Source organism: Streptomyces sp. NPDC107528, assembly GCF_055639295.1.
In genome coordinates, this window is record NZ_JBVKAV010000002.1 from 73,922 (window position 1) to 99,164 (window position 25,243).

Here is a 25,243-nt window from a genome sequence, read left to right on the forward strand (position 1 = left end):
CGCGTGTTCTCTACTTCCCCTTGTGCCCGGCCTTGCCGCCGCGGCCCTTGTGCGTGCCGTTCTGGGTGCCGTGCGTGTTGTCGAACTTCTCGTACGCGTCGACGATACGGCCGACCAGCTTGTGCCGGACGACATCCTGGGACGACAGCCGGGAGAAGTGCACGTCGTCGACGCCGTCCAGGATGTCCTGCACCTGCCGCAGACCGGACTTGGTGCCGTCCGGGAGGTCGACCTGGGTCACGTCACCGGTGATGACTATCTTCGACTCGAAGCCGAGACGGGTGAGGAACATCTTCATCTGCTCGGGCGAGGTGTTCTGGGCCTCGTCGAGGATGATGAAGGCGTCGTTGAGCGTACGACCGCGCATGTACGCGAGCGGGGCGACCTCGATGGTCCCGGCGGCCATGAGCCGGGGGATGGAGTCGGGGTCGAGCATGTCGTGCAGCGCGTCGTACAGCGGACGCAGGTACGGGTCGATCTTCTCGTACAGCGTGCCCGGCAGGAAGCCGAGCCGCTCGCCCGCCTCGACCGCCGGCCGGGTCAGGATGATGCGGTTGACCTGCTTGGACTGCAGGGCCTGCACCGCCTTCGCCATGGCGAGGTAGGTCTTGCCGGTACCGGCGGGGCCGATGCCGAAGACGATCGTGTGCTTGTCGATCGCGTCGACGTACCGCTTCTGGTTGAGGGTCTTGGGGCGGATCGTGCGGCCGCGCGAGGAGAGGATGTTCTGGGTGAGGACCTCGGCCGGGGTCTCCTCCGGGCCCTCGCCGTTCTCACTCGCTCTGAGCATGGCGATCGAGCGTTCCACTGCGTCCTCCGTCATCGGCTGTCCGGTGCGGAGCACCAGCATCATCTCGTCGAACAGGCGCTGGATGAGGGCGACTTCAGCGGCATCGCCGACCGCGCTGATCTCATTGCCCCGGACGTGGATGTCGGCCGCCGGGAAGGCCTTCTCGATCACGCGCAGCAGGGAGTCGCCGGACCCCAGCACGGTCACCATGGGGTGCTGGGCGGGGACGGTGAACTGTGCTCTCGCCTGCCCCTGCGCGGGTGTGTGAGCTGTGGGTGTCTGAGTCATGGGCCGGCTCGTAGGCCTTGCTCGTCCTCCTCGAAACGACTCGCCCGCCACGTGGGCGGCCTGGCGATTTCCAGAGTACGCCGGGGGACTGACAAGGCCGTAGGCCTTTTCCCCACGGTCCCCATCCGTGCACGTCGGGTACGCCCGCCGTCACCCCGGGTCGGGTTTTCGCCCCCGCAAGTGATCCCTCGGCTCAGAAACCCAGCTTCCGCAGCTGGCGCGGGTCGCGCTGCCAGTCCTTCGCGACCTTGACGTGCAGGTCCAGGAACACCGGCGTCCCCAGCAGGGCCTCGATCTGCTTGCGGGACTTGATGCCGACGTCCTTGAGGCGCTTGCCCTTGGGGCCGATGATGATGCCCTTCTGGCTGGGGCGCTCGATGTAGACGAAGGCGTGGATGTCGAGGAGCGGCTTGTCGGCGGGGCGGTCCTCACGGGGAAGCATCTCCTCCACCACGACCGCGATGGAGTGGGGCAGCTCGTCCCGGACGCCCTCCAGCGCGGCCTCGCGGATCAGTTCCGCGATCATGACCTGCTCGGGCTCGTCGGTGAGGTCGCCCTCGGGGTAGAGCGCCGGCCCCTCGGGCAGGAGCGGGACCAGCAGGTCGGCCAGCAGGCCCACCTGCTGGTCACCGACCGCGGAGACGGGGACGATCTCGGCCCACTCGAAGCCGAGTTCCTTGCCGAGCTGGTCGATCGCGATGAGCTGTTCGGCCAGCGTCTTGCTGTCCACGAGGTCGGTCTTCGTGACGATCGCGATCTTCGGCGTCTTCTTGATCGACGCCAGCTCCTTCGCGATGAAACGGTCACCGGGGCCGAGCTTCTCGTTCGCCGGCAGACAGAAGCCGATCACGTCGACCTCGGCCCAGGTCGTACGGACGATGTCGTTGAGGCGCTCGCCGAGCAGCGTGCGCGGCTTGTGCAGCCCAGGGGTGTCGACCAGGATCAGCTGGGCGTCCTCCCGGTGCACGATCCCGCGTACCGTGTGCCGCGTCGTCTGGGGCTGGTTGGCGGTGATCGCCACCTTCTGGCCGACCAGAGCGTTCGTAAGGGTGGACTTGCCCGCGTTGGGACGGCCCACGAAGCAGGCGAAGCCGGCGCGGTGGGGGGCCTCGGACGGCTCGGATGACTGGCTGCGAACGCTCATGGCGCCCATTCTCCCTGATCCACAGACCCTCGCCGCACAACAGACCGACCGCCGGCCGTCCGGTGAGCTTCCGGAAACCCCCGCGCAACGAAACGTCGCGGAAACACAGCCGTGCACGACCGGAAACGCACAGCGGTGAACCTCTGACGAGCCCCCGCACCGTTGGAGACGACCGTGACCCTCGCCGCCGCAAGCGTCGACACCGGCGACACCGCCTGGCTGCTCGCCGCCACCGCCCTCGTCCTGCTGATGACCCCGGGCCTGGCCCTCTTCTACGGCGGCATGGTCCGCACGAAGAGCGTCCTGAACATGCTGATGATGAGCTTCGTGTCCATCGCCCTGGTCACCGTCGTGTGGCTGGTCTGCGGCTACTCGCTCGCGTTCGGGGAGGACACCCTCGGCGGCCTCATCGGCGGGCTCGACCACGCCGGTATGGCCGGGCTCGGACCGGATAGCGTCCAGGGGACCGTCCCCACCGTCCTCTTCGCCACCTTCCAGCTCACCTTCGCGATCATCACGGCCGCGCTGATCAGCGGCGCGATCGCGGACCGGGCGAAGTTCGGGGCGTGGGTCGTGTTCGTGCCGGTGTGGGCGCTGCTCGTATACGTTCCCGTGGCCCACTGGACCTGGGGCCCCGGCGGCTGGATCCTCGACCGGCTCGGCGCCCTCGACTTCGCCGGCGGCCTCCCCGTCGAGATCACCTCCGGCGCCTCCGGCCTCGCGCTGGCTCTGGTCCTGGGTCCGCGGCTCGGGTTCAAGAAGGACGCCATGCGGCCGCACAACCTGCCGATGGTCGTGATCGGCGCCGGTCTCCTGTGGTTCGGCTGGTTCGGCTTCAACGCCGGCTCCGCCCTCGGCGCCAACGGCCTCGCGGCCGCCGCCTTCCTCAACACCCTCGCCGCCGGCTGCACCGGCCTGCTCGGCTGGCTCTTCGTCGAGCAGAAGCGCGACGGTCACCCGACGACGCTGGGCGCGGCCTCCGGCGCGGTCGCCGGACTGGTGGCCATCACGCCCTCCTGCGGCTCGGTCTCGCTGCTCGGCGCGCTCGTCATCGGCCTCGCCGCCGGCGTCGTCTGCTCGTACGCCGTCGGCTGGAAGTTCAAGTTCGACTACGACGACTCCCTGGACGTCGTCGGCGTCCACCTCGTCGGCGGTGTCATCGGCACCCTGCTGATCGGCGTCTTCGCGACGGCCACGATGACCGGCGGGGCCGAGGGCCTCCTCTACGGCGGCGGGCTCGCGCAGCTCGGCAAGCAGGCGGTGGCGATCGTGGCCGTGGGCGCGTACGCCTTCCTCGCCACCTACGGCATCGCCAAGCTGATCGACAGGGTGCTGGGCTTCCGGGCGAGCGAGGAGCAGGAGCACACCGGCCTGGACCTTACGGTGCACGCCGAGACCGCCTACGATCACGGGGTCCTGGGGCACGGCGCCCCGGTCACGGCGTCCCTCGCCTCGTCCGTCTCCTCCTCCCTCCCCGCCGCGCAGAAGGTCAAGAAGCAGGCATGAAGCTGATCACCGCGATCGTCAAGCCGTACCGGCTCGACGAGGTCAAGACCGCCCTCCAGGAACTCGGCGTGCACGGCCTGACCGTGACCGAGGCGAGCGGGTACGGCCGGCAGCGCGGCCACACCGAGGTGTACCGGGGCGCGGAGTACCAGGTCGACCTGGTGCCGAAGGTCCGCATCGAGGTCGTCGTCGAGGACGCGCTGTCCGAGGACGTCATCGACGCCATCGTGAAGGCCGCACACACCGGCAAGATCGGCGACGGCAAGGTCTGGGCGCTGCCGGTCGAGACGGTCGTACGGGTACGGACGGGCGAACGCGGCCCCGACGCACTGTGAAGCCGTAACAGCGCCGGGACCGCGTCCCTTTCAGCACATCAGCACATCAGCACGTCAGAGCGTCAGTGCGTCAGTGCGTCACGCGGCTCAGTCGAACACGAACGGGCCCGGCGACTGCGGCCCGGTCGCCGTGCACGTGATGGTGATGCCGAAGACGGTCATGGTCAGCGAGCCGCCGAAGGCCTCCAGGCTGTCCCCGGAGGCGACGGTGCCGCTGAGCGGGCCGACCTGGACGGGGTCGCCGGCGGCCATCGCCGGGTTCTCCGTGCCGGTGAAGGCGGTGGTGCCGCCGCTCGCCTTCACCAGGGTGAGCGTCGAGGAGATGGAGTCCTCGCCGAGCGCGATCGGCGCCGTGATCGCGGAGGAGTTGACGGTGATGGTGGCGGCGGTGCCGTCCTGCGTCGCCGTGAGGGTGGCCTCGCCACCGCCGAAGCTGCCGCAGTCGGCGGTGATCGTCGCCGAGCCGGGGGCGACCGCGAGGGCGGCGGGTGCGAAGGCCAGCCCGGTGACCGCGAGGGTCCCGGCCACCAGCGCGGCACCTGCTCCAATGCGCATGCGTCTCATGGGGATTCAGTCCCTTTCAAGGGTGGGGGAGTTCCTTGTGTGGGGGGCGGGGGAACTGTTCGGCAGGTGGATGCGGACACACTGCGTGGAGAGCTGAATCTGACGGTCCGTCGGAACCGCCGTTTCCATTGATGCGCGTGGGGCGAGGGTCGGCAAGGGTGATTTCCGGCCTCCATTACCGGAAGGTCAGCTACCGGATCAGGCCGTGCTGGGCGACATGTCCTGCAGGCCCACTACCCGCAGGAGTTGCAGGCGCTCGTAGGCCTCGGTCCCGGGCCGGGCCGAGTGCACGACCAGCAGGTGGTGGTGTTCGTGACTGACCATGACCTCGCAGTCCAGTTCCAGGAGGCCGACCACCGGGTGCAGGAAACGCTTGGTGGCACGGTTGCGCTGCGACACCTCGTGTTCCTCCCACAACCGGGCGAACTCCTCGCTGGACGACCGGAGTTCGGCGACCAGCGCGGCCGGTTCCGGGTCGTCGGGACGGGCCGCGGCCACCGCGCGCAGGGTGGCCACATGGGCGCGCGCGTGACCCGCGAGGTCCTCCTGCGGGAAGAGCGAGCGCGCGGCCGGGTCCAGGAAGTAGAGCCGGGCGAGATTGCGCTCGCGCCGCGGCCGGGACATCACATCACCGATCAGCGCCCGGGCCATCGCGTTCTGCGCGAGCACCTCGCCGCAGTCGTTCACCACCTGGGCCGGGGTGTCGTGCAGCCGGTCCAGGATCAGCAGCAGCCCGGGCCGGACATGCGCCGACGTCGTCTCGCGGCGCGGGGGCTCCTCGCCGGCCAGGTGGAACAGGTGGTCGCTCTCGACGGCGGTCAGGCGCAGCGCGCGGGCCAGCGCCGTCAGCATCTGGCGGGACGGGCGCGGGCCACGGGACTGTTCCAGCCGGGTGTAGTAGTCCACCGACATCCCCGCCAGCTGCGCCACCTCCTCGCGGCGCAGGCCCGGTGTGCGGCGCCGGGTGCCCGGGGTCAGTCCCACGTCCGACGGGGTCAGCCGGGCGCGGCCACGGCGCAGGAAGTCGGCGAGTTCGGCTCGGTTCACCACTCCAGCCTGCGGCAGCGCGGCCGGCTTAGCCAGGGACTGCCGATCCCCTGATCAACAGGTCTCTCCCGTCCGCGCCGGCCCGGCCCGAGGCTGGTCGGTGACGAGAGGAGCAGAACATGCTGACGTTGGTGACGGGTACGACAGGGCAGGTCGGCCGGCGCTTCGTGCCGAGGCTGCTCGCGCAGTCCCGGGCGGGAGAGCAGGTACGGGTGCTGGTGCGGGACGAGGCGCGGGGCGAGCCGTTCGCGGAGCTGGGCGCCGAGGTCGTGGTCGGCGATCTGCGGGACACCGGGACGCTCGGCAAGGCGGTCGCCGGGGTCGACGCGGTCGTGAACGTCGCGGCCTCCTTCCGCGGGGTCCCCGACGAGGAGGCGCGGGCCGTCAACCGGGACGCGGCCGTGGAACTGGGGCGTGCCGCGCTGGCTGCCGGGGTGCGGCGCTTCGTGCAGGTCAGCACGGGGCTGGTGTACGGCACCGGACGCGGCCGCCCGCTCACCGAGGACGACGAGAGCCGGCCCGGCGGAGCGATGTGGGGTGCCTACCCGGAGTCCAAGGCGGCGGCCGAGCGGGAGTTGCTCGCGCTGGAGGGCATGGACGTACGTGTCGGCCGGCTCCCCTTCGTCTACGGCGAGGGGGATCCGCATCTCGCCCAGTCCCTCATGTGGGCCAAGGACTGGGCGGCGACTCAGCGGCTGCACATGGGGCACCATGCGGACGTCGCCCAGGGGTTGCTGCGGTTGCTGTACGCGCCTGGGATCGCGGGCTGTGCGTACAACATCGCCGACGACGTGCCTGTGACGGCGGTCGAGTTGCATCAGCTGAACGGGGTCGAGATCCCCGAGGAGATGTATGCCCGCACGGACCCCGACCCGTGGCTGGCGGTCATGTCCACCGAGCGGATCCGGCGGGAGCTGGGGTATCGGCCACTGTTTCCGTCGGTTTACGCGGCCCGGGAGGCCGGAGCGCTGTGACCGGCCTCCGGTTCCCTGACAGATGTCAGGGACCGGCGCCCTGAACCACGCGCGATGCTGGGTCACTCGGGGGCGGCCCAACTGACCACGGCTGCCCCGAGTGACCGCAAAACGGAGGGGCGACATGATGAAGACACGGTTGCGCGAGAAGGCCGGCATGGGTGTGGCAGCAGTGCTGATGACGGCCGCCATGGGGGTGGCTGCGGCGCCCTCGGCGGCGGCCGCCCCGGCGGACTGCCCCCGGGAGTACGTCTGCGTGTGGAACAACGACACGGCGTCGGGCAAGCCGACGTGGAAGTCGAAGGGGAATCTGTACGACCTGCACTCGGAAAACGGGGTGACCATCGTCAACAACGGTGTGCGCCGGCCGGGCGCCGACCACATCTGGTACAACCTCACCACCACGCCGGAGAACGGCGGCAACTTCAAGGGCTGCCTGCACTACCCGAACGACACCAACATGGTGACCTTCGAGGGCCCCGTCACCCTGCACAGCGCACGGTGGGGCCGCGAATGCTGAGCTGATCGCCGCCCGCCCCGCCCCTAGTCCACACCCCTGATCCGTGCCACCAGCACCGCCCCGGCCAGCCCCGCCACCGCCGCCACCAGGTACAGCACCCGGTAGCCGCCGAGGTGGGTGACGATCGGGGCGGCCAGGGCGGGGGCCGCCACCTGGGGGAGGGCGTTCGCCACGTTGATGACGCCGAGGTCCTTGCCGCGGTCGAGGGCCTTCGGCAGGACGTCCGTCATCAGCGCGAAGTCGACCGACATGAACACCCCGAGGCCCAGGCCCAGCAGCGCCGCCACGACGATCGCGCTCGGCCAGGTCTGCCAGCCGGCCAGCAGGCCCGTGGCCGCCGCCATCAGCACCCCGGACCACATCACGAACGGCTTGCGGCGGCCCACCCGGTCCGACCAGGCGCCGCCCACCACGACCGTCGCCACCAGGGTCACGCTGTTCACCGCGGTGAGGATCAGGACGCCCTGCTCGGGGTCGTCGTGGTGCAGGCGGTCCCGCAGGTAGTAGAGGAGGTACAGGATCACCAGTGCGTTGCTGAGGTTGATCAGGAAGCGGGTCAGCCAGGCCCAGCCGAAGTCGGGGTAGCGGCGCGGGCTCAGCCAGAAGCCGCGTGTGAACGAACGCCAGGACCACGCCGGCCGGTCCGTGACCGCCAGCCGCAGATCCCGGTACCGCAGGACGTACGGCAGCACCCCCGCCACCGCGAACACCGCGCAGGCCGCATACCCCGCCGCGATCCCGCCCGCCGCCGTCGCAAGCCCGGTGCCGACGACCGCCCCGAGGATCTGCGCGGCCCCCAACCAGCCGCCCACCACGCCCCGTTGCAGCCGAGGCACCCGGTCCGGCACCGCCGCCGTCACCGCCGCGAAGGACGCGTTCAGCGTCAGCTGGACCAGACACCAGGCGACCGCCATCGCCCACAGCCCGCCCGCCCCGGCGAGCAGCAGCAGCGACAGCGCGCCGCCCGCCGCGCCGGCCACGATCCACGGCGTACGGCGACCCCAGCGGGCCGTGGTGCGGTCCGACAGCGCGCCGAAGAACGGGTTCGCCGCCAGCGACACGACCGCGCCCGCGCCGGTCACCCATGCCAGCAGCGTCTCCTTCGACATCCCGGTGCCGGGCGCGAAGTCCTCCGCCTGCTGGGCCAGCAGTATCTGCAACGGTCCGTACCAGCCCACCCAGATCGCCACGTTGGCCAGCGACAGCGCCGCCGTCCAGCCCCGGCCGACCCGGTCGACGGGCTCGGCCAGGGCACCCGGGGGCCGGGTGGACGTCACCTCTGGGCCCGGAGCACGTCCCGCAGCCAGCCGTAGGACGCCTTGGGAGTCCTGGTGAGCGTCTCGTAGTCCGTGTGCACCAGCCCGAACCGCCGCGCGTACCCCTCGGCCCACTCGAAGTTGTCGAGCAGCGACCAGACGAAGTACCCGCGTACGTCCACGCCCGCCTCCACCGCCCGGTGCAGCGCGCGGATGTGGCCGTCCAGGTAGGCGATCCGCTCCTGGTCGTCGATGCCCTCGTAACTGCAGCCGTTCTCGGTGATGACGACGGGCGGCAGCCGGTCGCCGTACCGCTCCCGGAAGCCGGTGAGCAGTTCGGTGAGGCCCTCGGGCACCACCGGCCAGCCGAAGTCCGTCGTCGGCACGCCCTCGATCTCCCGTACGGAGAAGGGCAGTTCCGCGGGCATGCTGATCCCGCCGAACTCGATCTCGGTGCCCTGCGGGGCGCCCACGCGGGTCGGCGCGTAGTAGTTGACGCCGTAGAAGTCGAGCGGCTCGGCGATGACCTTCAGGTCGGCCTCGACGTCGCCCGGCATCAACTCGCCGATACCGTCCGGGTATCGGCCGAGCAGCAGCGGGTCCGCGAACAGCCGGTTGAGGAGTACGTCGTAGAAGTCCGCCGCCTCCATGTCCGCCTGTTCCTGCGACGTCGGCCATGTCGGCCCGTGCGAGTTGGCGATGCCGATGTCCCTCGCGCCGGCCGCGCGCAGCGCCCGTACGGCGAGACCGTGGGCCAGCAACTGGTGGTGGGCGACGGGGAGGGCGTCGAAGAGGAGCTGCCTGCCGGGGGCGTGGGTGCCGAGGGCGTGGCCCAGCAGGGTGTGCTCGGCGGGCTCGTTGAGAGTGATCCACTTCTTCACCCGGTCGCCCAGGCGCTCGGCGACCACCGCCGCGTACTCGGCGAAACGGGCCGCCGTGTCCCGCTCCAGCCAGTCCAGCGCGACCGGCAGATCCCAGTGGAAGAGTGTCGGCACCGGCCGCACGCCCGCCTCGCACAGCTCGTCCACCAGACGGTCGTAGAAGTCGAGGCCCTTCGGCGCGTTCACCCGCGGCCACGAGATCGAGAAGCGGTACGCGTCGACGCCCAGCTCGGCCAGCAGGGCGACGTCCTCGGGGTAGCGGTGGTAGTGGTCGCAGGCCACCGCGGCGGTGGAGCCGTCCTTCACCCGGCCCGGCTCGGCCGTGAAGGTGTCCCACACGGAGGGCTCGCGCTCGTCCGCCGCGCCCTCGATCTGATGGGCCGAGGTGGACACGCCCCACAGGAAGCCGGCCGGGAACTGAGGTATCGGGTTCGTCGCGCCGCGCGCATCAGTCGCCATGCGCCGGATCATCCGTACCAGCGGTAACGGAAGTCAACGGCCAGGCGTGAAGAAGCAGTTACGGCCCTCCGTGAGCGCCGGTCAGGCCCCCTCCTTCAGTACTCGCGAGATCAGCTTCCGCTGTTCGTCCGTGAGCCGGGGATCCGAGCAGTACACCGTCTTGCCGTCCACGGTGATCTGGTAGCTGAAGCCGTCCGGAACCCCGACGGGGGGCGTGCCCCGGCCGGACGCGACCGCGCGCTCGGCCAGGGCGTGCCACTCCTGGGCGTCGGGCCGCCCCGAGGTGTCCACCTCGGCGTGCCGCTCGATGCCCGCGAATCCACCCGTGCGCCGTACCAAAATCCGCATGGGTCCCTGTCTAGTACGGACTTACTGGATCCGCACCCCGACCTGCTCCCACGCCTTCGACACGGCCTGGAGCTCCTCGCCGCCCTCGCCGAAGCGCTCGCGGGCGGCCTTGACGGTCAGCTTGGCGAAGTCGGTGAACATGGCCCGCTCCGACAGCTCGCCGCCGGTCAGGACGTCGTACCAGACCTGTCCCGCCTTCTCCCAGGCGTTGCCGCCGAGCGCGGTGGCGGCCAGGTAGAAGGCGTGGTTGGGGATGCCGGAGTTGATGTGGACGCCGCCGTTGTCGCGGCCGGTGCGGACGTAGTCGTCCATGGTCGCGGGCTGCGGGTCCTTGCCGAGGACGTCGTCGTCGTACGCGCTGCCCGGCTCCTTCATGGAGCGCAGGGCCTTGCCGGAGACGCTGGGCGCCAGCAGGCCCGCGCCGATCAGCCAGTCGGCCTCGGCGGCGGTCTGGCCGAGCGTGTACTGCTTGATCAGCGCGCCGAAGACGTCCGACATGGACTCGTTCAGGGCGCCCGGCTGGCCGTAGTAGGTCAGGTTGGCCGTGTACTGGGTGACGCCGTGGCTGAGCTCGTGGCCGATGACGTCGATCGGGATGGTGAAGTCGAGGAAGATCTCGCCGTCCCCGTCGCCGAACACCATCTGCTCGCCGTTCCAGAAGGCGTTGTTGTAGTTCTCGTCGTAGTGGACGGTGGCGTCCAGGGGCAGCCCGTCGCCGTCGATCGAGTGGCGGGCGTACGCCTTGAGGAAGAGCTCGAAGGTGGCGCCGAGGCCGGAGTATGCGCGGTTGACCGTGGCGTCCTGACCGGGGTCCGCGCCCTCTCCGCGGACCTTGGTGCCGGGCAGGGAGGTCCGGTGCTGGGCGTCGTAGATGGTGCGCAGCGGCTGGTCCGACGGTGCCTTCTCCGCCGGGGCGGCCGCGAGGGCGAACTCGGTCGTGACGCGACGCCTGCCGCGCAGCTCGCTGTCGCGCATCAGGGTCCGGCGGGCGGGGCCGGAGAGTGCGGGGTCGTCGTTCCGGGCCAGCTTGTCGAGGACGTGCGGCGGTACGACGGTGCAGAAGACGGGCTCGAAGCCCCCGTTGGTCGTCATGTCCGGCACCATTGCACTGCGTTAGCGGGCTGTCACTAGTCGCAACCGTGATTGGTGAAATATGCGGATAGGGAGCAGCACGCTCCGTGACGAAGTGGTATGGCGCACTTTTTGTCCTATTCGTCCCCCGGGTCCCGCATACTGATACGACGCCCCGCACGGGGAGCGGCTCGGCTAGCATGCTTCGCATCATGCGTTTCGGGCTGCTTCTTCTTAGCTGCCGCGGCGAGGGCCTGTAGTCCAGGTCGACTCCCTCCCCGCGGAGCTTGGCGTTGCGTCGTCGGCCGTCCTTCCGGACATCCTGAGGAGCCCGAAGCATTATGGCGAATCGCCAGCAGCCCAGTTCCATGCCGATCCACAAGTACGGCCGCTACGAGCAGGTCGACATCCCGGACCGCACCTGGCCCCAGAAGCGTGTCACCGCCGCCCCCCGCTGGCTCTCCACCGATCTGCGTGACGGCAACCAGGCCCTGATCGACCCGATGTCGCCCGAGCGCAAGCGCCGGATGTTCGACCAGCTGGTCAAGATGGGCTACAAGGAGATCGAGGTCGGCTTCCCGGCGTCGGGCCAGACGGACTTCGACTTCGTGCGGTCGATCATCGAGGACCCCGAGGCGATCCCCGACGACGTCACCATCTCCGTACTGACCCAGGCCCGCGAGGACCTGATCGAGCGGACCGTGGAGTCCCTGAAGGGCGCCAAGCGGGCCACCGTCCACCTGTACAACGCCACCGCCCCCGTCTTCCGCCGGGTGGTGTTCCGCGGCTCCAAGGACGACATCAAGCAGATCGCCGTCGACGGCACGCGGCTGGTCGTCGAGTACGCGGAGAAGCTGCTGGGCCCGGAGACGGAGTTCGGCTACCAGTACAGCCCCGAGATCTTCACCGACACCGAGCTGGACTTCGCCCTGGAGGTCTGCGAGGCGGTGATGGACGTCTACCAGCCCGGTCCGGGCCGCGAGATCATCCTCAACCTGCCCGCCACGGTGGAGCGTTCGACACCGTCCACCCACGCGGACCGGTTCGAGTGGATGGGCCGCAACCTGTCCCGCCGCGAGTACGTCTGCCTGTCGGTCCACCCGCACAACGACCGGGGTACGGCCGTGGCCGCCGCCGAGCTGGCGCTGATGGCCGGCGCCGACCGCATCGAGGGCTGTCTGTTCGGGCAGGGCGAGCGCACCGGCAACGTCGACCTGGTCACCCTGGGCATGAACCTGTTCTCGCAGGGCGTCGACCCGCAGATCGACTTCTCCGACATCGACGAGATCCGTCGCACGTGGGAGTACTGCAACCAGATGGAGGTCCACCCGCGCCACCCGTACGTGGGCGACCTGGTCTACACGTCCTTCTCCGGCTCCCACCAGGACGCCATCAAGAAGGGCTTCGACGCCATGGAGGCCGACGCGGCCGCGAAGGGCGTCACCGTCGACGACATCGAGTGGGCCGTGCCGTACCTGCCGATCGACCCGAAGGACGTCGGCCGCTCCTACGAGGCCGTCATCCGCGTCAACTCGCAGTCCGGCAAGGGCGGTATCGCCTACGTCCTGAAGAACGACCACAAGCTGGACCTGCCGCGCCGGATGCAGATCGAGTTCTCCAAGCTGATCCAGGCCAAGACGGACGCCGAGGGCGGCGAGGTCACCGGCGGTGACATCTGGTCGGTGTTCCAGGACGAGTACCTGCCGAACCCGGAGAACCCGTGGGGTCGGATCCAGGTCAAGAACGGTCAGTCGACGACGGACACGGACGGCGTGGACACGCTGAAGGTGGAGGCGACGGTCGACGGCGTCGACACGGTCCTGTCCGGTACCGGCAACGGTCCGATCTCGGCCTTCTTCGACGCCCTGCAGTCCATCGGCATCGACGTACGGCTGCTGGACTACCAGGAGCACACGATGAGCGAGGGTGCGTCGGCGCAGGCCGCGTCGTACATCGAGTGCGCGATCGACGGCAAGGTCCTGTGGGGGATCGGCATCGACGCGAACACCACGCGTGCGTCGCTGAAGGCGGTCGTGTCGGCCGTCAACCGGGCGGGGCGCTCCGCGGGGGTGCCGCAGTAGGAAGTGCCGCGAGGGGTTGTCGATCGGCTGCCGCGCCGTCGTGGCTTGTCGCGCAGTTCCCCGCGCCCCTTGAGGGCGTTGTCGCGCCCGGCGTTCAGAGGCCCCCGTTCACTCTTTTCGGGTGGGCGGGGTCCGTCCGTTTTCGGCCATTGACCTGTGCAGGTCACGGAAAGGTCTCGTCCGGGGTGCTGACTCTGCCTCCATGATGTGGCTAACATCACGCAAGCGCGGCGATGTTGCCGCGGGGTTACGGAGGTGCGACGTGCTGCCAGGACGGGGACAAGACGGCCGTGCCGCCAGGCTTGCGCGCATTCTGGGCACCCGCACCGCATGGTCGGCCGTCGGTGACGGCGAGTTCTTCTGCCCGGGCTGCGGGGGTGACCGCAACTACCAGCGGCTGACCGGGCACCGCCGCTTCACCCTGCTCGGTGTGCCGGTCCTGCCGCGCGGCGAGACCGCCCCGGTCGTGGAGTGTGCGGCCTGCCAACGTCACTTCGGCACCGACGTCCTCGACCACCCCACCACCACCCGCTTCTCAGCGATGCTCCGGGACGCCGTCCACACCGTCGCCCTCGCGGTGCTGGCCGCCGGCGGCACCTGTGCCCGTCCGTCCCTGGAGGCCGCCGCGGCCACGGTGCGGGCGGCCGGCTTCGACGACTGCACGGAGGAGCAGCTCAACGCCCTGGTCGAGGCCCTGGCCGCGGACACCGGGCGGGTCTTCTCCGAGCCCTGCGGTGCCGGTCTGGCCATAGAGCTCCACGAGGCCCTGGACCCGCTGGCCCCCCACCTCGCGCCGCCCGGCCGCGAATCGATCCTCCTCCAGGGCGCCCGCATCGCCCTGGCCGACGGCCCCTACACCCCCGCCGAACGAGACGTCCTCGCGACGGTCGGCTCCGCCCTCACCATCTGCGCCGAGGACGTGACGAGGCTGCTGGCAGCGGCGGCCCGGACGCCGTCGTAGCCCCCGGCGTCACGACCGTCGTCGAACCGGGCGCCACTCACGGCGACGACCAGCACGGCCGTGGCCACGAGCACCTGTAGTCCGGCGCTGACGACGGCGCGGAGCCGGAGGAGCGGTGCGGCCGTCAACAGCACGACGCCGCCGGCGACGCCCACGTAGAGCCAGGTGAACCCGAACGTGACGTCGGAGTTGTCCGCGCCCGGGTCGAACGGCCTCCAGTCGCCGCTGACGTCGATGCCTGCCAGGAAGGCCGCGACTGCCCCGATGACGTCGAGGACCAGCAGCCCGGCCGCCAGGGCGATGTCCGCCGCGACGGGCAGCTGTCGGCGTCCGGTGGGCGGGGGCGGCACGTCGGCACCGCGGAAGTGCGGGAGGCCGACAGGGGCGGTCATGAGGGTCAGCATGGCCCGAGAGCAGGGCCGGCACCTGAGTACGGATGCTCAGGCGTGGTGTTCCGCGGTACTCCCCAGGGAGTAATCGCCCCGTCGTGCCGCCCGCGGCAGTAGGCCCCAACTCGCCCTCCCGCCCGACGAATCGGCCTTCCCGCGCCGGGAGTCTGGAAGCGACCCAGACACCCGATCCGGAGGGAGGCCCGTCTCATGGGGGCCGCAAGGACAAGTGCACGACGGCGGCGGGCCGTGCCCTGGCTCGTGCTCGGGTTGTGGATCGCGGTGCTGGCGCTGGCGTCGCCGTTCGCGTCGAAGCTGGCGGACGTGCAGCGGGACCGTGCCGTCGACTACCTGCCGGCGAGCGCCGACTCCACGCAGGTGGCGAAGATCGAGGACCGGCTGCCGGGTGGCGAGGCCACCGAGATGGTGGTCGTCTATCACCGGGACGGCGGGCTGAGCGCGGGGGACAGGGCGAGCGCCGCCGATCAGATCGAGCGGATCGCGGGGGTCCATCGGCTCACCGGGAAACCCGAAGGCATTCCGTCCCAGGACGGCAGCACCCTGATGTACCCGGTCGCCAGCACCGAACCGGGGCAGGACGAGGACGCCCGGGACGCACTGGTCAACTCCGTGCGGGACATCGCGAAGGGCAGCGACGGGCTGAACGTCGACGTCGGCGGGGCGGGCGCGCTCGCCACGGACGCGAGCGAGGTCTACAACTCGCTCGACGGACCCCTGCTGTACACCACGGCCGCCGTGGTCGCGCTGCTGCTGATCCTCATCTACCGCAGCCCGTTCCTGTGGCTCGTCCCGCTCGCCGTCGCGGGCATGGCCGACTATCTGTCGATGGGCGTCGCCTACGGCCTCAACCAGGGGTTCGGAACGTCCGTTTCCGGCCAGAGCTCCGGGATCATGACGATCCTCGTGTTCGGGGCGGGCACCGACTACGCGCTGCTGCTCGTCTCCCGGTACCGGGAAGAACTACGGCGGATCGAGCGGCCCTACGACGCCATGGTGGCCGCGCTCAAGGGCTGCGGGCCCGCCGTGCTCGCCTCCTCCGGCACCGTCGCCGCCGGACTGCTGTGCCTGCTCGCCGCCGACCTCAACTCCAGCCGCGGCATGGGCCCGCTCGGCACCGTCGGCGTGCTGTGCGCGCTGGCCGCCATGCTGACGCTGCTGCCCGCGATCCTCGTGCTGCTCGGCCGGCGCGTGTTCTGGCCGCTCGTGCCCCGCTACGGCAGCATGCCCAAGGCCCGCCGGTCCCTGTTCACGGCGATGGGCAGCTCCGCCGGACGCCGGCCCCTGACCGTCCTCGCGGGCGGCGCGGTCCTGCTCGGCGCGCTCGCGCTCGGCGCCCTGAACCTGCCCGGCACCCTCAAGCAGGAGGACTCCTTCACCAGCAAGCCCGACGCGGTCGCCGCCATGGAGACGCTCGGCAAGGCCTACCCCGAGCGCGGCACCCAGCCCATCACCGTCATCACGCGGGAGGGCCGCGCCGCCGGGACGCTCGCGTCGGTCCGCGGCACCGAAGGCGTCGACAGCGCGCAGGAAGGCCGTACCGGAAACGGCTGGACGGAGATCTCCGTCCTCGCCACCGCGACACCCCAGTCCGCCGGGGAGACCGCCACCATCGAGGCCCTGCGCGACAAGCTCGACGGCTCCTACGTCGGCGGGCCGAGCGCCGAGCAGATCGACCTGAAGGACACCAACGCCCGCGACCGTCTGGTCGTCGTACCGATCGTGCTGCTGTCCGTGCTGCTGATCCTGGTCGCCCTGCTGCGCTCGCTGGTCGCGCCGCTGATCCTGGTGGCGGCCGTGGTCGCCGTGTGGGGCGCGGCGCTCGGCATCGGCGGGCTCGTCTTCGGGCCGCTCTTCGGCTTCGAAGGCACCGATCCCGGACTCGGGCTGCTCTCGTTCGTGTTCCTGGTGGCCCTCGGCGTCGACTACGGCATCTTCCTGATGCACCGGATGCGCGAGGAGTGCCTGAACGGCGCCGAACCGGCGTCGGCCGCGCTCACCGCGCTGCGCACCACGGGCGGCGTCATCGCCTCCGCCGGGCTCGTCCTCGCCGCCACCTTCGCGGTGCTCACCAGCATGCCGCTCGTCCAACTCGTCGAGCTGGGCTTCGTCATCGCCGTCGGCGTGCTGCTGGACACCTTCCTGGTCCGCACCTACCTGGTCACCAGCGCGAGCGTGGCACTGGGGCGCAGGATGTGGTGGCCGGGCCGGCTCTCCCGCGCACCCGAGGGACCCCGGCCACCGGTCCCGCCGAAGGAACCGGAGCACGTGGCCGTCTCCGTGTCCTGACCGACCGGCGCCCCTCCCTGCCGGAGGGGCGCCCTCGTCACGGAAGATGAACACCGTGCAGCCAACCACGACAGCGGCCCGGTCCCGCATCGGCGAGCGGGTCATGGCGGCGATCAACCGCGACCCCCTCACCGCCCCGCACCGCACACGCAACGACGCGCTGCTGGCCGTGGCCTGGGCCGTTCTCGCCACGGCCATGGCCCTGCTCGGCGACAAGGGGCTGCGCCCCGACGCGCTCGGCTGGACCCTGCTGCTCGCCGCCCACGTGCCCCTGGTCTGGCGGCGCCACCGGCCGCTGCTGGTCCTGCTGGCGGCGATGGTCTGCATCGCCCCGTACCACGCCCTGGAGAACAACCATGCCGCGCCCATCCTCGCGACCATGGTGGTGCTGTACACGGTCGCGGCGACCGGCACGGTGCGCCGCACGCTGCTCACCGGCGCCGCCGCCCTCGGCGTGACACTGATCCTCAACGCCCTCACCAACCCCGACGGGACGGTGGAGATCCTGCGGATCTCCGGCTGGGTCTTCGCGTTCCTCTTCTGCGGCATCGACGTGCGCTACTACCGCCAGTACGTCGCCGCCATCGTCGAGCGCGCCGAGCGCGCCGAACGCACCCGCGAGGAGGAGGCCCGCCGCCGGGTCGCCGAGGAACGCCTGCGCATCGCCCGTGACCTGCACGACCTGCTCGCCCACAGCATCACGCTCATCGGCGTGCAGACATCGGTGGCCGCGCACGTCCTGGCCGCCGACCCCGAGCGGCTGAACCGCGAGGCGATCGCCAAGTCGCTCGACGACATCGCCGGGACCTGCCGCACGGCGCGCGGCGAGCTGCGTACGACGCTGGAACTCCTGCGCGAGCAGGGCGCGGTGGGCGAGGCACGCGGCCCGCTGCCCGGGATCGACGGGGTGCCGGACCTGGTGGCGGCGGCGCGGCTGGCCGGGGCACGGGTGGCGTCGGAGGTGCGGGTGGGGGAGGCGCCGCCCGCCGTCGGGGCGGCCGCGTACCGGATCGTGCAGGAAGCGCTGACGAACGTCGTCCGGCACGCGGGTCCCGAACCCGCCGTACGGGTCGAGCTGTACGAGGAGCAGGGCGCCCTGCGCGTGTCGGTCACCGACGACGGGAGGCGCCCCGCCCCCGGCTCCACCACATCCGTCCCCGGCTACGGCCTCGTAGGCATGCGGGAGCGGGCCCGCAGCGTGGGTGGCACACTCGACGCCGGGCCGGGCGACGAGGGGGGATTCCGGGTGAGCGCCGTACTGCCTGTCGGGAGCGACCGGGGAGGAGAGAGATGATCCGCGTCCTGCTCGCCGACGACCAGACGCTCGTGCGCGAGGCGTTCGCCATGCTGGTCGAGTCGGCCCCCGACATGGAGGTCGTCGGTCAGGCGGCCACCGGCAGGGAGGCCGCGGAACTCGCCCGTGGCACCCGCGCCGACCTCGTCGTGATGGACATCCGCATGCCCGACCTCGACGGCATCGAGGCGACCCGCCTCATCGCGGCCGACGAGGACCTGGCGGGGGTGCGCGTCCTGGTCCTCACCACCTACGACACCGACGAGAACATCGTGGACGCGCTGCGCGCCGGCGCCTCCGGATTCCTGGTCAAGGACACTCGCCCGGCCGAACTGCTCGACGCCATCCGCACGGTGGCCGCGGGGGAGGCGCTGCTGTCGCCGGGGCCGACCGCACGGCTGATCGAGCGGTTCCTGCGCAGCCCTTCCGCGCCCACCGCCGGCGGACCCGATTGCCTGTCCGAACGTGAACGCGAAGTGCTGACGCTGGTCGCCCGCGGGCTCAACAACACGGAAATCGCGGAAGCATTGGGGCTCAGCCCGCTGACGGCGAAGACACACGTCAGCCGCATCATGGGGAAGCTGGGCGCCCGGGACCGGGCGCAGTTGGTCATCGTGGCCTATGAGTCAGGGATGGTGACACCGGGGATCCTGTGACGGACAGGGCAATGTCTGACCCTCCGTCAAAGGAGCTCGATGGCCATCCTGAGGCGCACACTCAGTCGTACGTACCTAGTCACCGCAGTACTCCTGACCACCCCACTGGTCACGGCCGGCAACGCCTCGGCGGGCGAGGCCGGCTGCACGTCCTCCGTCCCCTACGTCTCGGGCGAGGGCGGCTACGACACGTACCGCATCCCGGCGACGGTCACGACCCCGCGCGGCACGGTCCTGGCCTTCGCCGAGGGCCGGCACGACGGGGCGGGCGACACCGGTGACATCGATGTCGTCCTCAGACGCTCCCTCGACGGCGGCTGCACCTGGGGCCCGCAGGCCGTGGTCGCCTCGGGGGACGGGGACACGCGGGGCAATCCCGCTCCCGTGGTCGACCCGCGCACCGGCGCGGTCGTGCTGGTCACCTCCTACAACAGCGGGGATGTGACGGAGGCGCAGATCATGCGGGGCGAGGCGACGCCGGAGCAGAGCCGGCGGGTGTTCGTGCAGCGAAGCGCCGACGACGGCCGCCATTTCTCCTCCCCGCGGGACATCACGGGCCAGGTGAAGCCGTCGAACTGGCGCTGGTACGCCACGGGGCCCGGTCACGCGATCACGCTGCGGCACGGTCCGCACGCGGGGCGGCTGGTCGTCCCGTCGAACCACTCGGTTGCGCCGGCGCCGGGGTCCGGGGACACCGGGCAGGAGCCCAAGTACTACGGCGCGCATGCCATCTACAGCGACGACGGCGGGCGTTCCTGGCGGATGGGGTTCGTCGACGACTCGTACGACGGTTTCAGCAACGCGAACGAGTCCACCGCGGCCGAACTTCCCGACGGCAGGCTGTACTTCAACGCCCGGGACCAGCACGGCACGAGTGCCGGGAATCGGCTCGACAGTCACTCCAGTGACGGTGGGGAGACGTTGGACCGGCCGTACACGGTTCAGCCGGCGTTGAACGAGGTGCCGGTGGTGGAGGGCAGTGTCCTCCAACTCGCGGGTTCTCGGGGCGCGTTGCTGTTCTCCGGTCCCTCCGTGCCCACCGTGCGCCAATCGATGGCCGTGTGGCGGAGTGCGGATGGCGGGGCGACCTTCACGAAGGCGCTGACGCTGTCTCAGCAGCGGGCGGGGTACTCGGATCTGGTGCCGTTGGGGCGGCGGGTGGTCGGGATTCTGTATGAGACGGGGGTGGAGGGGACTTACGAGACGGTCGAGTTCCGTAGGTTGCCGACGGCGGAGCTGGAGTAGGTTTTTCGCCCCCGCTCCTCAAACGCCGGAGGGGCTGTTTTTCAGCCCGTCCGGCGTTTGAGGACGAGGCCGTTCAGGCCGAAGCGGGGGTCTGGGGGCGGCAGCCCCCAGGGACGGGACGGGTAGGGGCGGCGGGGGCGAGGAACTCCCTACAGCAACCCCGCCCCCGCCAAGAACTTCCCCACCCGCTCAACCTCCTCCGGCGACAACGCCACCTGCGGCTCCGCCGTCGCCGCGCAGTCGATCACCCCCCGCAGATGCAGCGCCGCCTTGAACGCCCCCAACGCCGCCGACGAACCCCCCATCCGCCCGGGATCCCCGACGGTCACCATCCCGAACAGCCCGCACAACCGCTCCTGCTCGGCCCGGGCCAACTCCCAGTCCCCGGCCCGGCACAGCTCGAAGAGGCGGACGTACCCCCGCGGGTCGACGTTCGCGAGCCCCGGCACCGCCCCGTCCGCCCCCACCGCCAGCGCGGCGTCGGCGATGAGTTCCGAGCCGGTCAGGACGCTGAAGCCGGTGATGTCGGACCGGGTGCGGGCGCCGATGACGACCTCGCGGAAGGCGGCGAGGTCGCCGCTGGAGTCCTTCAGGCCGGCCAGGGCGCCCTCGGCGGCCAGGTCCAGGATGACGTCGCCGGGGAGTTTGGCGTGGACCGCGGCCGGGAGGTCGTACGCCACCACGGGGACGGGGCACGCGGCGGCGATCAGGCGGTAGTGGCGGGCGATCTCGGCGGGGTGGGTCCGGGCGTAGAAGGGCGCCGTGGCGACCACCGCGTCCGCACCCGCCCGCGTGACCTCGCGTACGTGGTCCAGAACCCGAGGCGTGGTCATGTCGATCACTCCGGCCAGCACCGGGAGCCGGCCCTCGACATGCCCGGCCACCGTCTCCACCACGACCCGCCGCTGCGTGTCCGTCAGATACGCCGCCTCCGACGTCGAGCCGAGCACGAACAGGCCGTGCACCCCGGCCTCCATGAGGTGGTCGACCAGCCTGAGCAGGGACGGGACGTCCACCTCGCGGTCCGGTGTCAGGGGCGTGCAGACGGGCGGGATGACACCGGTGAGCGGGGTGGGGTTCATGATCAAGGCTCCCTGGAACTGTGGCTCTGTCGTACGAGGTCGCGCGTGGCCTCGCCCTCCTCCACTGGATGGTGGCACCTGTAACGGTGCTCGGGCGTTGACGCGGCCGAGAAGTCCGGCATCGCCTCGGCGCACACCTCGTCCGCCTTCCAGCATCGCGTGCGGAAGGGGCACCCGCTCGGCGGACGCGTCGCGGAGGGGACCGGGCCGACCAGCGGGATCGGGTCGATGGGGTCGAGCAGGCCCGGGGTCGCCGAGAAGAGGGCGCGGGTGTACGGGTGCCGGGAACCGTCGGTGACGCCGGTCGCCCGGGCCTCCTCGACGATCCGGCCCAGGTACATCGTGATCACGCGGTCGCTCATCCGGCGTACCGTCTGGATGTCGTGCGAGACGAAGACCAGGGCGAGGCCCAGCCGTTCCTTCAGGTCGAGGAGGAGGTTCAGGATCTGCGCCCGCACCGACACGTCCAGCGCGCTCGTCGGTTCGTCCGCCACCACGAGGTCGGGGTCCAGGGCCAGGGCGCGGGCGATGGCCACGCGTTGGCGCTGGCCGCCGGAGAGCTGGCCGGGAAAGGCGTCCGTCAGGGCGCGCGGGAGGCCGACCAGGGACATCAGCTCCCTGACCCGGTCCTCGCGTTCGCTCCTCGTGCCCCGGTCGTGCACGTCCAGCGGGTCCCGCAGGATCTGCCGGACCGTCAGGCGCCTGTTCAGTGCCGTCGACGGGTCCTGGAAGATCATCCCGGTGCCGGCGCCCACCGCCGTCCTGCGTTCGGCCGGTGACATCGTCCACAGGTCGCGTCCCCGCAGGGACACCGTGCCCGACGTCGGGCGCTGCACCCCCACCAGCACCTTCGCCAGCGTCGACTTGCCGCACCCCGACTCGCCGACCACGCCCACCGTCTCGCCGGGCGCGATGACGAGATCGGCGCCGGTCAGGGCGTACACCTTGTCCCGGGTGAACAGCCCGCCGCTGCGCGCCTTGTGCACGACGTGCGCGTCCGAGAGCTCCACCAGCGCGTTCACATGGGCATGCGTCGCGAAGTTCGCGCCGGTCATTCCAGCTGACCTGCCTTTCTGCTGGGGGTCCGGGGGTTGTCCCCCGGGAGAATGCAGCCCGAGCGGTCTGTCGGCGCCAGCACGATCGCCGGGTGATGGCAGGCCGCCGTATGAGTCGGTGTTCCCACCAGGTCGGGCGGCGTCGTCCGGCACACCTCGCTCGCCAGCGGACAGCGGTCCGCGAAACGGCAGCCCGCCGGGAAGTCGGCGGGGGAGGGGACGACGCCTTTGATCTGTGTCATCCGCTCCTGTGCCGACTCCAGCGACAGCACGCTGCCGAGCAGGCCCCGCGTGTAGTGGTGCGCCGGCGCCTCCACCAGGTCGGCGGTCACGCCGGTCTCGACGATCTGGCCGCCGTACATCACGACCACCCGGTCGGTGACGTCCGCGATCAGTGCGAGGTCGTGCGAGACGAGGATCAGGGCGAAGCCCAGTTCCTCCCGCAGCCTCAGCAGCAGCTCTATGATCTGCGCCTGCACGGTGACGTCCAGCGCGGTCGTCGGCTCGTCGGCGACGATCAGCTTGGGGTCGCGGGACAGGGCCATGGCGATCAGGACGCGCTGGCGCTGACCGCCGGAGAGTTCGTGCGGGTAGCTGCGCAGGGTGCGGTCGGGGTCGAGGCCGACCAGCCCCAGGAGTTCGTGGGGGCTGCGGTGGCCTCCGCGGCGTACGACCTGCTTGAGCTGGGAGCGGATCGTCATCGCCGGGTTCAGGGACGACAGGGCGTCCTGGTAGATCATCGCCATCTCGTGGCCCAGCAGCTTGCGGCGCACCCGCATCGGCTCGCCCACCAACTGCCGCTGGTTGAACCGGACATGGCCGCGCACCCGGGTGCCCTTCGGCTCCAGGCCCATCACCGCGAGGGCGGTGAGCGACTTGCCGCAGCCCGACTCGCCGACCAGCCCCAGCACCTCACCCGGCTGCACCTCGAAGCTGATGCCGTCGACGATGTCCACGCCGTCGTGCCGGCCCTCGAACCCGATCGCCAGGTGCTCCACCGCGAGCACCGGCAGCTGCCCCTGCGGCAACGGCCGCGCCCGTGCCCGCAGCCGCGCCGCGGCCTCCGTCAGCCCCGGCAGCTGCAGTACCTCACCGCTGCCCGGCTCCGGCGCTTCGAGGCGGTCGTCGTGCTTCCGTACGTCGACCTCGCGAGCCGAGGGCGCCGCCCACGCGTCCGAGACGCCCTCGGAGAGGATGTTCAGGCAGAGCACCGTCACCAGCATCAGCAGGCCGGGGAAGACGGTCGCCCACCAGCCGCCGGTGAGCACCATGTTCTTGCCGTCCGCGATGACACTGCCCCAGGAGGGGTCGGGGGGACGGACGCCGGCGCCGATGAAGGACAGCGACGCCTCGAAGACGATCGCCTCGGCCACCTGGACCGTGCAGAACACCAGCACCGGGGCGGCGCAGTTGATCGCCACGTGCTTGATGACGATGTGCGGGGTGCGGGCGCCGATCACCCGTTCCGCCGTCACATAGTCCTCGCCGTACTGGTCGAGGACGTTCGCCCGCACGACTCGGGCCACCGGCGGCGTGAAGAGGAAGGCGATCGCGCAGATCAGGACGGTGATCCCGCCGCCGAAGACGGCGACGAGCACGGCGGCCAGCGCGATGCCCGGGAACGCCATCACCACGTCCAGGCAGCGCATCAGCGTCTCGTCGACCGCCTTGCGTGAGGTCGCCGCGATCGCGCCGATCAGGGCGCCGACGACGAGCGCGAGCCCGGTCGCGCCGAGCCCGATCGCAAGGGACCAGCGGGCGCCGTACATCAGCCGGCTGAGGATGTCCCGGCCGAGGCTGTCCTGGCCCATCCAGTGCTCGGCGGACGGATGCCCGGTGCCGTCGATCGGCGGCTGCTGGTCGAGCGGGTCGTGCGGGGCGAGGACCGGGGCGAGCAGGGCGGTCAGGACCACGACCGCCAGGAAGCAGACGGCGACCTTCGACAGCAGCGGCAGCCGCCGCCAGCCGCGCAGCCGGATGCCGGGCCGGGACAGCGCCTCGGCGAGACGCTTGCGGTTGAACGTCATGTCGCCTCCCGCAGGCGCGGGTTGACCAGCAGGTACAGGATGTCGATGACGAGGTTGACGACCACGAAGCCGGTCGCCGTGGTCAGGACGACTCCCTGGACGACCGCCGGGTCACCGTTCTTCACCGCGTCGATCATCAGCTTCCCCATGCCGGGCAGGGAGAAGATCGTCTCGATGACGACCGCGCCGCCCAGCAGGTAGCCGACGCGCAGACCGAGGACCGTCAGCGGGTTGATGAGCGCGTTGCGCAGGACGTTCCGCCCGACGACCACCCGCGGCGGCAGCCCGCTGCCGATCGCCGTGCGGACGTAGTCCTTGTCGAGCTCCTCCACCACCGACGTCCGCACGATCCGCGTCAGCTGCGCCGCCACCGGCAGCGAGAGGGCGAGCGCGGGGAGGGTCATGGTCTTGAGCCAGCCCGTGAAGGAGTCCGCCGGGTTGATGTAGCCGCCGGTCGGGAACCACCCGAGGTCGACGGCCAGGTACTGGATCATCAGCAGCGCCAGCCAGAAGCCGGGGGCGGCGACACCCGTGAGGGAGACGACCCGGATCATCTGGTCGGGCAGACGGTCGCGGTAGATGGCGGCCGTCACGCCGCCGGCCAGGGACAGGACGACCGCGATGCCGAGGCCCAGGAAGGTGAGCTGGAGGGTCAGCGGCAGCGCGGTCATGACCTGGTCGACGACCGGCGCCCGGGTCAGGGCGCTGATGCCCATGTCGCCGTGGAGCAGGTCGCCGATGAAGGCGACGTAGCGGACCGGGAGGGGGTCCAGCAGGCCGTTCTCCTCGCGGAAGTCGTGCAGTTGCCGGTCGGTGGGGTTCGCGCCCTGGAAGAACGCGGACGCCGGGTCGACGTCCGAGAACCGCATGACCAGGAACACGAACAGCACGATGCCCAGCATCAGCGGCACGAGCAGCGCGACGCGGCGGGCCAGGATCCTTACGACGGTGATCACAGAAGGG

23 protein-coding genes are annotated in these 25,243 nt (G+C 70.9%); 10 read left to right on the top strand and 13 right to left on the bottom strand.

Going from position 1 to position 25,243, the window contains the following annotated elements; genetic code table 11:
* Positions 1–10: 10 nt before the first annotated feature.
* Both ACZ7L5_RS05400 and era read right to left on the bottom strand, forming a co-directional pair.
* A complete protein-coding gene (locus ACZ7L5_RS05400; RefSeq protein ID WP_328881736.1) occupies positions 11–1,078 on the bottom strand; it encodes a PhoH family protein in 1,068 nt (355 codons plus the stop codon).
* A gap of 193 nt (positions 1,079–1,271) precedes the next feature.
* Positions 1,272–2,231: a GTPase Era gene (gene era / locus ACZ7L5_RS05405; protein WP_471514617.1), complete on the bottom strand. Its 960-nt coding sequence runs from the start codon at positions 2,229–2,231 to the stop codon at positions 1,272–1,274.
* A gap of 165 nt (positions 2,232–2,396) precedes the next feature.
* On the opposite strand from era, the gene ACZ7L5_RS05410 reads away from it, so the two are divergent.
* Together ACZ7L5_RS05410 and ACZ7L5_RS05415 are read left to right on the top strand one after the other, a co-directional pair.
* Positions 2,397–3,728: an ammonium transporter gene (locus ACZ7L5_RS05410; protein WP_471514619.1), complete on the top strand. Its 1,332-nt coding sequence runs from the start codon at positions 2,397–2,399 to the stop codon at positions 3,726–3,728.
* Positions 3,725–4,063 (top strand): P-II family nitrogen regulator, encoded by a 339-nt coding sequence (locus ACZ7L5_RS05415; RefSeq protein ID WP_328881738.1) that lies wholly within the window; start codon positions 3,725–3,727, stop codon positions 4,061–4,063. The genes ACZ7L5_RS05410 and ACZ7L5_RS05415 overlap by 4 nt, the downstream gene beginning before the upstream one ends.
* Before the next feature lie 87 nt (positions 4,064–4,150).
* Here the strand turns inward: ACZ7L5_RS05415 and ACZ7L5_RS05420 are convergent, their stop codons facing one another.
* Together ACZ7L5_RS05420 and ACZ7L5_RS05425 are read right to left on the bottom strand one after the other, a co-directional pair.
* The gene (locus ACZ7L5_RS05420) at positions 4,151–4,627 is read right to left on the bottom strand and encodes a hypothetical protein (protein ID WP_328427733.1); all 477 of its coding nucleotides are present in this window, start codon (positions 4,625–4,627) and stop codon (positions 4,151–4,153) included.
* 198 nt (positions 4,628–4,825) lie between these two features.
* A complete protein-coding gene (locus ACZ7L5_RS05425) occupies positions 4,826–5,674 on the bottom strand; it encodes a helix-turn-helix transcriptional regulator (RefSeq protein ID WP_363038125.1) in 849 nt (282 codons plus the stop codon).
* A gap of 119 nt (positions 5,675–5,793) precedes the next feature.
* On the opposite strand from ACZ7L5_RS05425, the gene ACZ7L5_RS05430 reads away from it, so the two are divergent.
* Together ACZ7L5_RS05430 and ACZ7L5_RS05435 are read left to right on the top strand one after the other, a co-directional pair.
* Positions 5,794–6,648 (top strand): NAD-dependent epimerase/dehydratase family protein, encoded by an 855-nt coding sequence (locus ACZ7L5_RS05430; protein WP_471514622.1) that lies wholly within the window; start codon positions 5,794–5,796, stop codon positions 6,646–6,648.
* A 124-nt stretch (positions 6,649–6,772) separates the two neighbouring features.
* Positions 6,773–7,168, top strand: coding sequence for a peptidase inhibitor family I36 protein (locus ACZ7L5_RS05435; protein ID WP_471514624.1), 396 nt, complete (start codon positions 6,773–6,775; stop codon positions 7,166–7,168).
* A 23-nt stretch (positions 7,169–7,191) separates the two neighbouring features.
* Here ACZ7L5_RS05435 and ACZ7L5_RS05440 read toward each other — a convergent pair whose 3' ends face one another.
* The 4 genes from ACZ7L5_RS05440 to ACZ7L5_RS05455 all read right to left on the bottom strand — a co-directional run bounded on the left by ACZ7L5_RS05440 (position 7,192) and on the right by ACZ7L5_RS05455 (position 11,204).
* Entirely contained in the window at positions 7,192–8,445 is a 1,254-nt protein-coding gene (locus ACZ7L5_RS05440) for an MFS transporter (protein WP_471514626.1), read from the bottom strand.
* Positions 8,442–9,776 carry a GH1 family beta-glucosidase gene (locus ACZ7L5_RS05445; protein ID WP_471514628.1) on the bottom strand — a complete coding sequence of 445 codons (1,335 nt, stop codon included), beginning with the start codon at positions 9,774–9,776 and terminating at the stop codon, positions 8,442–8,444. The genes ACZ7L5_RS05440 and ACZ7L5_RS05445 overlap by 4 nt, the downstream gene beginning before the upstream one ends.
* 69 nt (positions 9,777–9,845) lie before the next feature.
* Positions 9,846–10,112 (bottom strand): protealysin inhibitor emfourin, encoded by a 267-nt coding sequence (locus ACZ7L5_RS05450; protein ID WP_328427737.1) that lies wholly within the window; start codon positions 10,110–10,112, stop codon positions 9,846–9,848.
* A 21-nt stretch (positions 10,113–10,133) separates the two neighbouring features.
* A complete protein-coding gene (locus tag ACZ7L5_RS05455; protein ID WP_471514630.1) occupies positions 10,134–11,204 on the bottom strand; it encodes a M4 family metallopeptidase in 1,071 nt (356 codons plus the stop codon).
* A 320-nt stretch (positions 11,205–11,524) separates the two neighbouring features.
* Between ACZ7L5_RS05455 and leuA the strand changes: the two genes are divergently transcribed.
* Positions 11,525–13,264 carry a 2-isopropylmalate synthase gene (gene leuA, locus ACZ7L5_RS05460; protein WP_363044055.1) on the top strand — a complete coding sequence of 580 codons (1,740 nt, stop codon included), beginning with the start codon at positions 11,525–11,527 and terminating at the stop codon, positions 13,262–13,264.
* Between the two features lie 262 nt (positions 13,265–13,526).
* A complete protein-coding gene (locus ACZ7L5_RS05465; protein ID WP_328881746.1) occupies positions 13,527–14,225 on the top strand; it encodes a TerB family tellurite resistance protein in 699 nt (232 codons plus the stop codon).
* On the opposite strand, the gene ACZ7L5_RS05470 is transcribed toward ACZ7L5_RS05465, so the two are convergent.
* Complete coding sequence (locus tag ACZ7L5_RS05470) at positions 14,117–14,617, bottom strand: DUF6234 family protein (protein WP_471514633.1); 501 nt, start codon at positions 14,615–14,617, stop codon at positions 14,117–14,119. The genes ACZ7L5_RS05465 and ACZ7L5_RS05470 overlap by 109 nt on opposite strands.
* 207 nt (positions 14,618–14,824) lie before the next feature.
* Between ACZ7L5_RS05470 and ACZ7L5_RS05475 the strand changes: the two genes are divergently transcribed.
* The 4 genes from ACZ7L5_RS05475 to ACZ7L5_RS05490 are packed head-to-tail and all read left to right on the top strand — an operon-like array spanning position 14,825 to position 20,116.
* Entirely contained in the window at positions 14,825–16,921 is a 2,097-nt protein-coding gene (locus ACZ7L5_RS05475; protein ID WP_471514635.1) for an MMPL family transporter, read from the top strand.
* A 46-nt stretch (positions 16,922–16,967) separates the two neighbouring features.
* The gene (locus ACZ7L5_RS05480) at positions 16,968–18,215 is read left to right on the top strand and encodes a sensor histidine kinase (RefSeq protein WP_471514637.1); all 1,248 of its coding nucleotides are present in this window, start codon (positions 16,968–16,970) and stop codon (positions 18,213–18,215) included.
* Entirely contained in the window at positions 18,212–18,871 is a 660-nt protein-coding gene (locus tag ACZ7L5_RS05485) for a response regulator transcription factor (protein WP_328881749.1), read from the top strand. The genes ACZ7L5_RS05480 and ACZ7L5_RS05485 overlap by 4 nt, the downstream gene beginning before the upstream one ends.
* Positions 18,872–18,910: 39 nt before the next feature.
* The gene (locus ACZ7L5_RS05490; RefSeq protein WP_471514640.1) at positions 18,911–20,116 is read left to right on the top strand and encodes a sialidase family protein; all 1,206 of its coding nucleotides are present in this window, start codon (positions 18,911–18,913) and stop codon (positions 20,114–20,116) included.
* A gap of 149 nt (positions 20,117–20,265) precedes the next feature.
* On the opposite strand, the gene ACZ7L5_RS05495 is transcribed toward ACZ7L5_RS05490, so the two are convergent.
* Genes ACZ7L5_RS05495 through ACZ7L5_RS05510 form a run of 4 tightly spaced genes read right to left on the bottom strand, consistent with a single transcriptional unit; the run spans position 20,266 to position 25,236 of the window.
* Positions 20,266–21,201, bottom strand: coding sequence for a dihydrodipicolinate synthase family protein (locus ACZ7L5_RS05495; protein ID WP_471515807.1), 936 nt, complete (start codon positions 21,199–21,201; stop codon positions 20,266–20,268).
* Positions 21,201–22,220: an oligopeptide/dipeptide ABC transporter ATP-binding protein gene (locus ACZ7L5_RS05500; protein WP_471515809.1), complete on the bottom strand. Its 1,020-nt coding sequence runs from the start codon at positions 22,218–22,220 to the stop codon at positions 21,201–21,203. Before ACZ7L5_RS05500 ends, ACZ7L5_RS05495 begins: the two co-directional genes overlap by 1 nt.
* A 29-nt stretch (positions 22,221–22,249) precedes the next feature.
* Positions 22,250–24,280 carry a dipeptide/oligopeptide/nickel ABC transporter permease/ATP-binding protein gene (locus ACZ7L5_RS05505; RefSeq protein WP_471514642.1) on the bottom strand — a complete coding sequence of 677 codons (2,031 nt, stop codon included), beginning with the start codon at positions 24,278–24,280 and terminating at the stop codon, positions 22,250–22,252.
* On the bottom strand, positions 24,277–25,236 hold the full coding sequence (locus ACZ7L5_RS05510; protein WP_471514644.1) for an ABC transporter permease: 960 nt from the start codon (positions 25,234–25,236) through the stop codon (positions 24,277–24,279). The genes ACZ7L5_RS05505 and ACZ7L5_RS05510 overlap by 4 nt, the downstream gene beginning before the upstream one ends.
* Positions 25,237–25,243: the final 7 nt, after the last annotated feature.

Bases quoted from the DNA above. Each gene is read 5' to 3' on its own strand.
- ACZ7L5_RS05400 (WP_328881736.1), bottom strand. From the start codon at position 1,078: ATGACTCAGACACCCACAGCTCACACACCCGCGCAGGGGCAGGCGAGA.
- era (WP_471514617.1), bottom strand. From the start codon at position 2,231: ATGGGCGCCATGAGCGTTCGCAGCCAGTCATCCGAGCCGTCCGAGGCC.
- ACZ7L5_RS05415 (WP_328881738.1), top strand. From the start codon at position 3,725: ATGAAGCTGATCACCGCGATCGTCAAGCCGTACCGGCTCGACGAGGTC.
- ACZ7L5_RS05420 (WP_328427733.1), bottom strand. From the start codon at position 4,627: ATGAGACGCATGCGCATTGGAGCAGGTGCCGCGCTGGTGGCCGGGACC.
- ACZ7L5_RS05430 (WP_471514622.1), top strand. From the start codon at position 5,794: ATGCTGACGTTGGTGACGGGTACGACAGGGCAGGTCGGCCGGCGCTTC.
- ACZ7L5_RS05435 (WP_471514624.1), top strand. From the start codon at position 6,773: ATGATGAAGACACGGTTGCGCGAGAAGGCCGGCATGGGTGTGGCAGCA.
- ACZ7L5_RS05445 (WP_471514628.1), bottom strand. From the start codon at position 9,776: ATGATCCGGCGCATGGCGACTGATGCGCGCGGCGCGACGAACCCGATA.
- ACZ7L5_RS05450 (WP_328427737.1), bottom strand. From the start codon at position 10,112: ATGCGGATTTTGGTACGGCGCACGGGTGGATTCGCGGGCATCGAGCGG.
- ACZ7L5_RS05455 (WP_471514630.1), bottom strand. From the start codon at position 11,204: ATGACGACCAACGGGGGCTTCGAGCCCGTCTTCTGCACCGTCGTACCG.
- leuA (WP_363044055.1), top strand. From the start codon at position 11,525: ATGGCGAATCGCCAGCAGCCCAGTTCCATGCCGATCCACAAGTACGGC.
- ACZ7L5_RS05470 (WP_471514633.1), bottom strand. From the start codon at position 14,617: ATGACCGCCCCTGTCGGCCTCCCGCACTTCCGCGGTGCCGACGTGCCG.
- ACZ7L5_RS05475 (WP_471514635.1), top strand. From the start codon at position 14,825: ATGGGGGCCGCAAGGACAAGTGCACGACGGCGGCGGGCCGTGCCCTGG.
- ACZ7L5_RS05480 (WP_471514637.1), top strand. From the start codon at position 16,968: ATGAACACCGTGCAGCCAACCACGACAGCGGCCCGGTCCCGCATCGGC.
- ACZ7L5_RS05485 (WP_328881749.1), top strand. From the start codon at position 18,212: ATGATCCGCGTCCTGCTCGCCGACGACCAGACGCTCGTGCGCGAGGCG.
- ACZ7L5_RS05490 (WP_471514640.1), top strand. From the start codon at position 18,911: ATGGCCATCCTGAGGCGCACACTCAGTCGTACGTACCTAGTCACCGCA.
- ACZ7L5_RS05505 (WP_471514642.1), bottom strand. From the start codon at position 24,280: ATGACGTTCAACCGCAAGCGTCTCGCCGAGGCGCTGTCCCGGCCCGGC.